Genomic DNA, 9,385 nt, shown 5'->3' on the forward strand with positions numbered 1-9,385 from the left:
GCCATGGCCGAGGTGCTGGAGATCACACTTCTGGGCAGCGGCTCGTCGGGCGGCGTGCCGCGCGGCGACGGCGACTGGGGCGTGTGCGATCCGGCCGAGCCGAAGAACCGGCGCACCCGCTGTTCGTTGCTGGTGCGGCGGCGTGGGCCGGGCGGCGAAACCACGGTGCTGATCGATACTTCGCCGGATCTGCGGGCCCAGGCCCTGGCGGCGGGCGTGACCTCGGTGGACGCCGTTCTCTATACGCACGACCATGCGGATCAGACGCACGGCGTCGATGATCTGCGGGTGTTCGCGGCGCGCAACCGGCGGCGCATTCCGGCCTGGATGGACGCGCCGACGCGCCAGGCGATGCAGCACCGGTTCCGCTACATCTTCGAGAGCATAGCCGGCTATCCGGCCATACTGGATGCGCACGATCTGCCGCCGCACGGCCAGGCCTGGGCCGTCGCAGGCCCGGGCGGCGCTGTCCCGGTGGTCACCTTCGACCAAGCGCACGGGCCGATCCGGTCGGTCGGCTATCGCATCGGTGATGCCGCATATTCCAGCGACGTGTCCGACCTGGACGAATCGGCTCTGGACGCCGTGCGCGGATGCCGGCTCTGGATCGTGGACGCCTTGCGCATGACGCCGCATCCGACCCATGCGCACCTGGACAAGACCCTGGACTGGATCGAGCGCACGGGCGTTCAGCGCGCCGTGCTGACGAACCTGCATATCGACTTGGACTACAAGGCTTTGTCGGCGATTGTTCCAGCGAATGTCGAGGTCGGTTTCGACGGCTGGAGCGCCACAATCCCGCTCTGACTCTACATTTTATTTCGCATAATATATCTTAGGCGATAAATGGGTAGGCTTGCTGGTGTGCGACGTCTTGCACCCCTGTCACCCGTCAGTAGCCGCCGAAGCTGCCGGCCGCGCCTGGGAACACCACCGGGCTTTCGGTCCCGTCGTGCGCCACGGCGGCGACGCCGAAGAAATAGTTGTCGATCACCACATTCTTCAGCGTGAACTCGGTCACATCACCGGCCCAGCGGCTGTGGGTCCATTGCGGCGCGTCGGTCAGCCGCCAGTAGATGCGGTATCCGGCCAGGTTCGGCGCCTGGGCCGCCGGTGGACGTTTCCACTTCAGCGTGGTGTCGGCCGTGACCGCGCCCTCGATCGTCACCTCGGACGGCGGCGGCGGCGCCCAGGCCAGTGACGCCAGGGTCACGGCGTTCAGCGCCGTCAGCTTGGCCGCATAGTCGAAATCCACGTATTCAAGGGTGTCGCCGAAATGCCGCCCGTTCTCGTCGCGCAGATCCTGATGCTGGCGGTCATAGTGTTCGTTGGTCTCCATGATCCGCACGCCGGGCCAGCCCAGGTCGTTGAACGGCCGGTGGTGCCCCCCTCGCCCGAACCGGTCCAGGCGATAGACCATCATCACATCCAGATTAGGCACATACTGGTCCGCCAGACGGTCGATGTAACGCGCCAGATTGCGCGGGGGGCTGTCGACCTCGCCGCCCGCAAAGCGGCGCTGGCGGGCCTCGGCCGGGGTTTCGGTGGCGCGCGTCCCCTCGGCGAAGACGCGGGCGGTGGTGTTGTCGGTCACGCCGTTGATTCCGGCCGAGTTTCCGATCATGTCGTTGTTCAGAAAGGCCTCGACGCGCCAGCCCTGCCGCTGGGCCTCGGCCGCCAGTATGGCGCCGCCGATCAGGCCGTTCTCCTCGCCCGCCAAGGCCGCATAGACGATGGTCCCGTGAAAGCGATGGCGGCTCAGGATACGGGCGGCCTCTAGCGTGCCGGCGACGCCTGAGGCGTTGTCGTTGGCGCCGGGCGCATCGTCCGTGGCGTTCATGACATCGGTCACGCGGCTGTCGATGTCGCCCGACATGAAGACGTAGCGGTTCGGGTCGCTGGCTCCGCGCTGGATGGCGATGACGCTGACCACCTCGGTCGGCTGGGGCACGCGCGGCCCGGTGAAGGTGTCGGAGACATAACGCACCTCCAGACAGCCCCCGCAGGCGGCCGAGATGCGCTGGAACTCCTCGAAGATCCAGCGCCGGGCCGCGCCGATGCCGCGCGTCGCGGATTCGGTTTCCGACAGGGTGTGCCGCGTGCCGAAGCCGACCAGGGTCTGGATGTCCGCCCGAATGCGCTGGGCCGACGGCGCCGTGCCGATCTCATGCAGGGCCGGAACCTCGCCGGGCGGCGGCGTCTGGGCCAACGCAGGAGTGGCCAGCATCAGGGCGACGGCGGAAACGGCGAACGGACGACGCATGGCGATACCCCTCGAATGGCCAGAGAGGATTGGTAGGCCGCCCTACCCCGCCGGTCTAGATGTGGATCACGCGCCCATAGGCGTCCAGCGCCGCCTCGTGCATGGCCTCGGACATGGTGGGGTGCGGATAGACGGTGCCCATCACGTCCTCCTCGGTCGCCTCCATGGTGATGGCGGTGACATAGCCCTGAATCATCTCGGTGACTTCGGCGCCGATCATGTGGGCGCCGACCAGGGCGCCGGTCTTGTCGTCGAACAGCACCTTGACGAAGCCGTCGGTGTCGCCGGACGCAATGGCTTTGCCGTTCACCTTGAAGGGGAAGCGGCCGATCTTGACCGCCCTGCCCGCTTCCTTGGCCGCCTGTTCGGTCAGACCGACCGAGGCCACCTGGGGCTGGGCATAGGTGCAGCCGGCGATGGGCGACACGACGTGCGGGGTGGCGAACCCGGCGATATGTTCGGCGGCGTGGATGCCTTCGTGGCTGGCCTTGTGCGCCAGCCAGGGCGCGCCCGCGCAGTCGCCGATGGCGTAGAGGCCCTTCACGTTTGTCTGGCAGTGACTATCGGTCTTGATATGGCCGCGGTCCAGCTCGACGCCCAGCGCCTCCAGCCCGATGCCGTCGGTGTTGGCGGTAATGCCCACGGCCGAGATGCACACCTCGGCGGTCAGGGTTTCGGCCTTGCCGCCGGCCTCGATGGCCACGGTGACGCCCGATTTGTCCTTGGCGACCTTAGTCACCTTGGCGCCGACGCGGAATTTCATGCCGCGCTTTTCAAAGGATTTCTGGGCCGCCTTGGACACCTCCATGTCCTCGACCGGCATGATGCGGTCCATCGCCTCGACCACGGTCACGTCGCACCCCAGGGCGCGATAGAAGCTGCCGAACTCGATGCCGATGGCGCCCGAGCCGATGACGACGATCGACTTGGGCAGGAATTTCGGCGTCATGGCCTCGCGATAGGCCCAGATACGGTCCCCGTCGGCTTCCAGTCCGATCTGCGGCAGGGCGCGGGCGCGGGCGCCGACGGCCAGCATGACCGACTTGGCCTGGACCGTGCGCGATTTGCCGTCCTTCAGGGCGATGACGACTTTCGGCGCGCCGGAAGCGCCATTGGGCCCTTTCTCCAGTTTCGCCGTGCCTTCGATGACCTCGATCTTGTTCTTTTTCATCAGGAAGCCGACGCCGCTGTTCAGCTGCTTGGCCACCCCGCGCGAGCGCTGGATGATGGCGTCGAAGTCGAAGCCGACCTTTTCCGCCGACAGGCCGTAGTCTTTCAGGTGCGACAGGCTCTCGAACTTCTCGCCCGACTTCAGCAGGGCCTTGGTGGGGATACAGCCCCAGTTCAGGCAGATGCCGCCCAGGTTCTCGCGCTCGACGATGGCCGTCTTCAGGCCCAGCTGGCTGGCGCGGATGGCGGCGACATAGCCGCCGGGGCCCGAGCCGATGACGATGAGGTCGAAATCCATCTGATGATCCTCAGGCCAGCATCGTCACGGGATCTTCGATCATGGCCTTGAAGGCCTGAAGGAATTTCGCCCCCACGGCGCCGTCCACCACACGGTGATCACAGGTCAGGGTCACGGTCATCACGGTGGCCACGGCCAGTTGCCCGTTCTTGACCACCGGGCGCTGTTCGCCGGCGCCGACGCTCATGATCGCGCCCTGCGGTTCGTTGATGATCGAGGCGAAGGCCTTGATGCCGAACATGCCTAGGTTCGAGACGCTGAAGGTGCCGCCCTGGAATTCCTCGGGCTTCAGCTTGCGGTCGCGTGCGCGCTTGGCCAGGTCTTTCGACTCCGTCGCGATCTGCGACAGGGACTTCAGCTCGGCCGAACGGATGATCGGGGTGATCAGGCCGCCGTCGATGGCCACCGCCATCGCCACATCGGCGTGGTGGTGCATGGCGATGCCTTCGGGCGTGTAGCTGGTGTTCGCCTCCGGCACGACCTTCAGGGCCATGGCCGAGGCCTTGATGACGAAGTCGTTGACCGACACCTTGACGCCCGAGGCTTCCAGCATCGCATTGACCTTGGCGCGGCTGGCCAACAGGCCGTCGATCTCGCAGTCGATGGTCAGGGGGAAGTGCGGAACGTCGCGGAAGCTGTCGGTCAGGCGCCGCGCGATGGCCTTTCGCATGCCGTCCAGCGGGATCAGGTCATAGCTGCCGGCCGGGATGCCTTGCTGTTCCAGCGACTGGACCTTGCGCGGTTCGGCGGCGGTGGTCGAAGCCGCACCCGGCGCGGCTCCGCCCTTCAGCCCCTCGACGTCGCGGCGCACGATGCGGCCGTGCGGGCCGGTGCCCTTGACCGACTTCAGATCGACGCCGCTCTGAGCGGCGATGCGCCGGGCCAGGGGCGAGGCGAAAACGCGCGCGCCATCGGCCGCCTTCGGCGCGGGGAGCGTCGTGGACTTGCCCCCCTCCCCGGCTTCGCCGGTACTCCCCCCGGCGGGGGGAGATTTGAGGGGCGCCATTTGATCTTCCCCCTTCGGGGGAAGTGGCTGCGCCGCAGGCGCAGACGAAGGGGGCTTGGCGGCCCCTGCATCGTCACCCTTCAGCCGGGCGATGGGGGTGTTGACCTTCACGCCTTCGGAGCCTTCGGTCACCAGGATTTCGGCGATCTCGCCTTCGTCCACGGCCTCGACCTCCATGGTCGCCTTGTCGGTCTCGATCTCGGCGATGACGTCGCCGGCCTTGACCACATCGCCGGCCTTGACGTGCCATTTGGCCAGGACGCCCTCCTCCATGGTCGGAGACAGGGCGGGCATCAGGATGTCGGTCATGCGGCGCCTCCGCCCGGCTTTTCGGTCAGAGTGTCGAACTCGGGCCCGGCCAGGGTCTGTTCCAGGCCCTTCAGGATCTGCTTGTAGCTTTCCTCACCATCCATGCCGCGCTGCATCTCATAGACGCGGGACATGTGGCGCGCGGCCTGAGCCAGAACCTCGCCGAACTTGGTCGGGTCGTTGAAGGCGGGCTTCAGCGTCATCACCGGCACGCCGCGCGACCACCACAGGCGCATGATCTCGACGGCCTGAGGATCACTGGCCACATCGGCCGGCGTGGTCAGGGCGAAATCGGGTTCGTGGGCTGCGTCGGTCATGCCATCACCGCCTTCACGGCCTTGACGATCTTGTCCGCGCCCGGAAGCGACAGGGCCTCCAGATTGGCGGCATAGGGCAGAGGCACATCTTCCTGATGCACCCGCAGCGGCGGGGCGTCCAGATAGTCGAAGGCGTGTTCGATCACGCGGGCCACCACTTCGGCGCCCACGCCCATCGAACCCCAGCCCTCTTCGGCCGAGACCAGACGGCTGGTCTTCTTGACGCTTTCGATGACGGTGTCGGTATCCAACGGACGCAGGGTGCGCAGGTCCACGACCTCGCAGCTGATGCCCTCGGCTTCCAGCTGTTCGGCGGCCTGAAGGGCGAAGCCCACCATGCGGCTGTGGGCCGTGATGGTGACGTCGGTCCCCTCGCGCCGGACCTTGGCCTTGCCGATCGGCAGCACCCAGTCCTCGACATCCGGCACGTCGAACTCCAGCCCGTACATCATCTCGTGTTCCAGGAAGACGACGGGGTTGGGATCGCGGATCGCCGCCTTCAGCAGGCCCTTGGCGTCGGCCGCGTCATAGGGGGCGATGACCTTCAGGCCCGGAATCTGGGCGTACCAGGCGGAATAGTCCTGGGAATGCTGGGCCGCCACGCGGCTGGCGGCGCCGTTGGGGCCGCGGAAGACGATGGGCGCGCGGATCTGGCCGCCCGACATGTACAGGGTCTTGGCGGCCGAGTTGATGATGTGGTCGATGGCCTGCATGCCGAAATTCCAGGTCATGAACTCAACAATCGGCTTCAGCCCGCTCATGGCCGCGCCGACGCCCAGGCCGGCGAAGCCGTGCTCGGTGATCGGGGTGTCGACCACCCGCTTCGGCCCGAACTCCTGCAGCAGTTCGCGACTGACCTTATAGGCGCCCTGATACTGGGCCACTTCCTCGCCCATCAGGAACACGGCCTCGTCGCGGCGCATCTCCTCGGCCATGGCGTCGCGCAGGGCGTCGCGGATGGTGGTCTTCACCAGTTTGGCGTCGGCGGGAATCTCGGGGTCGCGCAGTTCGACCTTGGGCTTGACCGGCGCATCGGCGGGCGAGCCTTCGACGGGCGCGGCGGGCTCAGCCTTGGGCGTCTCGGCGGCCGGTTCGGCCTTGGGCGCGGGAGCTGCCGCGCCGCCCTCCCCGGCCATGCGGGCGATGGGGGTGTTGACCTTCACGCCCTCGGAGCCTTCGGCCACCAGGATTTCGGCGATCTCGCCTTCGTCGACTGCCTCGACCTCCATGGTCGCCTTGTCGGTCTCGATCTCGGCGATGACGTCACCGGCCTTGACCGTGTCGCCCGCCTTCACGTGCCATTTCGACAGCGTGCCCTCTTCCATGGTGGGGGACAGCGCCGGCATCAGAATGTCGGTCACTGGGCGGCCTCCACATAGACGTCGGTATAGAGTTCGGACGGGTCCGGCTCGGGGCTTTCCTGGGCGAACTGGACGGCCTCGGCGACGATGGCCTTGATCTCGTTGTCGATGGACTTGAGATCGTCTTCGGTCGCGCCGGCCTGATCCAGCAGCAGCTTGATATGCTCGATGGGGTCGCGGGTCTTCTTGACCTCGTCGACCTCTTCCTTGGTGCGGTATTTTGCCGGATCACTCATGGAATGGCCGCGATAGCGATAGGTCTTCACCTCCAGGATGAAGGGGCCGCCCCCTTCGCGGGCGCGCTTGACCGCCCGGGCCGCCGCGTCGCGCACGGCCAGAACGTCCATGCCGTCCACCTGTTCGCCCGGAATGCCGAAGCTGGCGCCGCGCTGGAACAGTTCGGTCGTCGCCGAAGAGCGCTCGATAGAGGTGCCCATGGCGTACTGGTTGTTCTCGATGATGTAGATGGCCGGCAGCTTCCACAGCTGGGCCATGTTGAAGCTCTCGTACACCTGCCCCTGGTTCGCCGCGCCGTCGCCGAAATAGACGAACGACACGCTGTCATCACCGCGATACCAGCCGGCGAAGGCCAGGCCCGTGCCCAGCGCCACCTGCGCGCCCACGATGCCGTGACCGCCATAGAAGCCCGTCGGCACATCGAACATGTGCATCGAACCGCCCTTGCCCTTGGACGAGCCGCCGATGCGGCCGGTCAGCTCGGCCATCACCTCTTTGGGGTCCATGCCCGCGCACAGCATGTGGCCGTGGTCGCGATAGCCGGTGATGATCTTGTCGTGGCCCTGTTTGACGCTCTCCTGAACGCCCACCGCCACGGCCTCCTGGCCGATGTACAGGTGGCAGAAGCCGCCGATCAGGCCCATGCCGTACAGCTGGCCCGCCCGCTCCTCGAACCGGCGGATCAGCACCATTTCGCGGTAATAGCGCAGCAGGTCTTCCTTCGACGCTTGGGGGGCGTTCGGAATCGTCTTGGGCTTCGTCTTATCGGAGGGGGCTTTCGCCATCCGCCATCTCCCGGCTGGGCCCCACGCGGAACGGTCCGAGGGGCCTTCTGTCGTTACGGAAAGGGGCTTTAGCAGCCTTCGTTCCCGAAAGGCAAAGTCAGCCGTTCAGGATGTAACGAAAGTTCAGGAGCGGGCGGGCGCGGCGGCCGCCGGCGCCGGGGCGGCGACGCGGATCACATAGTCACGCGGGTCGGTGAACCCCAGCACGGCGCGGGCGCGTTCTTCCAACAGGTCGCGCGACAGGCTTTCGCTGCGCAGATAGCGGACGCGCACCTCAAGATCTTGGCGTTGTTCGCTGAGGGTCGCCAGTTGCGCCTCGCGCTGGGCCAGCAGGGCGGCGCGTTCGGCGGTTCCCAGCAGGCCCCGCTCGCCCGTCAGGGCCTGCACCGACAGGTACAGCATGGCCGCCAACAGGCACAGGGTCGGAACAAAAGGCTTCATACGTTCGGGCACTTCGGACGCTCCTTCTGAGCGCGGAAACACGATTGAGGGATCGTGACCGAAAATGCCTAACGAACCGTAGCTTGGCCGTAAGTCGAAACTTACCGGCTCAGCAGCATGCCGTCGCCGTAATAGGCGCCCTGGTCGCCCAGCATTTCCTCGATGCGCAGCAGCTGGTTGTATTTGGCCGTGCGGTCCGAGCGGGCCAGCGAGCCGGTCTTGATCTGCCCGCAGTTGGTGGCCACCGCCAGGTCGGCGATGGTGGAGTCCTCGGTCTCGCCCGAGCGGTGGCTCATCACGGCGGTATAGCCCGCGCGATGGGCCATATCGACCGCATCCAGTGTCTCCGAAAGCGTGCCGATCTGATTGACCTTGATCAGGATCGAGTTGGCCAGACCCTCGCCGATGCCGGCCGCCAGACGGGCCGGATTGGTCACGAACAGGTCGTCGCCCACCAGTTGCACCCGGTCGCCCAGCCGGTCGGTCAGGATTTTCCAGCCGTCGAAATCGTCTTCCGCACAGCCGTCCTCGATCGAGACGATGGGGAAGCGTTCGCACAGGTCCGCCAGGTATCCGACCATGCCGTCCGGGTCGAAGGTCTTGCCCTCGCCGGTCATGACGTATTTGCCGTCCTTGAAGAATTCGGTCGAGGCCACGTCCAGGCCCAGGTGGAAGTCCTCGCCCGCCAGATAGCCGGCCGCCTGGCCCGCCTTGGTGATGAACTCCAGCGCCGCTTCGGCCGAGGCCAGATTGGGGGCGAAGCCGCCTTCGTCGCCGACGTTGGTGTTGTGGCCGGCGTCCTTCAGGGCCTTCTTCAGGGCGTGGAAGATCTCGGCGCCCATCCGCAGGCTTTCCGAGAAGGTCTCGGCGCCGGTGGGCAGGATCATGAACTCCTGGATGTCGATCGGATTATCAGCATGGGCGCCGCCATTGATGATGTTCATCATCGGCGTCGGCAGGACGCGGGCCGAAACCCCGCCCAGATAGCGATACAGCGGCAGATTGGCCGAAACCGCGCTGGCCTTGGCGCAGGCCAGGCTGACGCCCAGGATGGCGTTGGCGCCCAGGCGCGCCTTGTTGGCCGTGCCGTCCAGGCCGATCAGGGTGGTGTCGATGCGGCGCTGGTCCTCGGCGTCCATGCCCGACAGGGCGTCGAAGATTTCGCCGTTGACGGCGTCGACCGCCTTCTGGACGCCCT

9 protein-coding genes are annotated in these 9,385 nt (G+C 66.5%); 1 reads left to right on the forward strand and 8 read right to left on the reverse strand.

Annotation, left to right across the window (positions count from 1 at the left end; genetic code table 11):
* Nucleotides 1–3 precede the first annotated feature (3 nt).
* Nucleotides 4–807 carry an MBL fold metallo-hydrolase gene (locus Q0581_RS10985; protein ID WP_298700242.1) on the forward strand — a complete coding sequence of 268 codons (804 nt, stop codon included), beginning with the start codon at nucleotides 4–6 and terminating at the stop codon, nucleotides 805–807.
* 85 nt (nucleotides 808–892) lie between these two features.
* Here Q0581_RS10985 and Q0581_RS10990 read toward each other — a convergent pair whose 3' ends face one another.
* From Q0581_RS10990 to eno, 8 genes are all read right to left on the reverse strand, one after another.
* On the reverse strand, nucleotides 893–2,263 hold the full coding sequence (locus Q0581_RS10990) for a M28 family metallopeptidase (protein ID WP_298700243.1): 1,371 nt from the start codon (nucleotides 2,261–2,263) through the stop codon (nucleotides 893–895).
* A gap of 55 nt (nucleotides 2,264–2,318) precedes the next feature.
* Nucleotides 2,319–3,731 carry a dihydrolipoyl dehydrogenase gene (gene lpdA / locus Q0581_RS10995; RefSeq protein ID WP_298700244.1) on the reverse strand — a complete coding sequence of 471 codons (1,413 nt, stop codon included), beginning with the start codon at nucleotides 3,729–3,731 and terminating at the stop codon, nucleotides 2,319–2,321.
* 10 nt (nucleotides 3,732–3,741) lie between these two features.
* On the reverse strand, nucleotides 3,742–5,046 hold the full coding sequence (locus tag Q0581_RS11000) for a pyruvate dehydrogenase complex dihydrolipoamide acetyltransferase (RefSeq protein WP_298700245.1): 1,305 nt from the start codon (nucleotides 5,044–5,046) through the stop codon (nucleotides 3,742–3,744).
* Nucleotides 5,043–5,363 carry a DUF5076 domain-containing protein gene (locus tag Q0581_RS11005; protein WP_298700247.1) on the reverse strand — a complete coding sequence of 107 codons (321 nt, stop codon included), beginning with the start codon at nucleotides 5,361–5,363 and terminating at the stop codon, nucleotides 5,043–5,045. The genes Q0581_RS11000 and Q0581_RS11005 overlap by 4 nt, the downstream gene beginning before the upstream one ends.
* Nucleotides 5,360–6,724 (reverse strand): pyruvate dehydrogenase complex E1 component subunit beta, encoded by a 1,365-nt coding sequence (locus Q0581_RS11010; RefSeq protein WP_298700249.1) that lies wholly within the window; start codon nucleotides 6,722–6,724, stop codon nucleotides 5,360–5,362. The genes Q0581_RS11005 and Q0581_RS11010 overlap by 4 nt, the downstream gene beginning before the upstream one ends.
* On the reverse strand, nucleotides 6,721–7,746 hold the full coding sequence (gene pdhA / locus Q0581_RS11015; RefSeq protein ID WP_298700252.1) for a pyruvate dehydrogenase (acetyl-transferring) E1 component subunit alpha: 1,026 nt from the start codon (nucleotides 7,744–7,746) through the stop codon (nucleotides 6,721–6,723). The genes Q0581_RS11010 and pdhA overlap by 4 nt, the downstream gene beginning before the upstream one ends.
* Before the next feature lie 123 nt (nucleotides 7,747–7,869).
* On the reverse strand, nucleotides 7,870–8,199 hold the full coding sequence (locus Q0581_RS11020) for a septum formation initiator family protein (RefSeq protein WP_298700254.1): 330 nt from the start codon (nucleotides 8,197–8,199) through the stop codon (nucleotides 7,870–7,872).
* An 89-nt stretch (nucleotides 8,200–8,288) separates the two neighbouring features.
* Nucleotides 8,289–9,385: phosphopyruvate hydratase (gene eno, locus Q0581_RS11025; protein WP_298700256.1), on the reverse strand; the 1,097-nt coding region annotated here is incomplete at its 5' end.

This window comes from uncultured Brevundimonas sp. (genome assembly GCF_937863155.1).
In the GTDB taxonomy this organism is placed as follows: Bacteria; Pseudomonadota; Alphaproteobacteria; order Caulobacterales; family Caulobacteraceae; genus Brevundimonas.

Excerpts from the sequence above, each read along its gene's own strand:
- lpdA (WP_298700244.1), bottom strand. The coding sequence starts at position 3,731 with ATGGATTTCGACCTCATCGTCATCGGCTCGGGCCCCGGCGGCTATGTC.
- Q0581_RS11005 (WP_298700247.1), bottom strand. The coding sequence starts at position 5,363 with ATGACCGACGCAGCCCACGAACCCGATTTCGCCCTGACCACGCCGGCC.
- Q0581_RS11000 (WP_298700245.1), bottom strand. The coding sequence starts at position 5,046 with ATGACCGACATCCTGATGCCCGCCCTGTCTCCGACCATGGAGGAGGGC.
- Q0581_RS10985 (WP_298700242.1), top strand. The coding sequence starts at position 4 with ATGGCCGAGGTGCTGGAGATCACACTTCTGGGCAGCGGCTCGTCGGGC.
- Q0581_RS10990 (WP_298700243.1), bottom strand. The coding sequence starts at position 2,263 with ATGCGTCGTCCGTTCGCCGTTTCCGCCGTCGCCCTGATGCTGGCCACT.
- pdhA (WP_298700252.1), bottom strand. The coding sequence starts at position 7,746 with ATGGCGAAAGCCCCCTCCGATAAGACGAAGCCCAAGACGATTCCGAAC.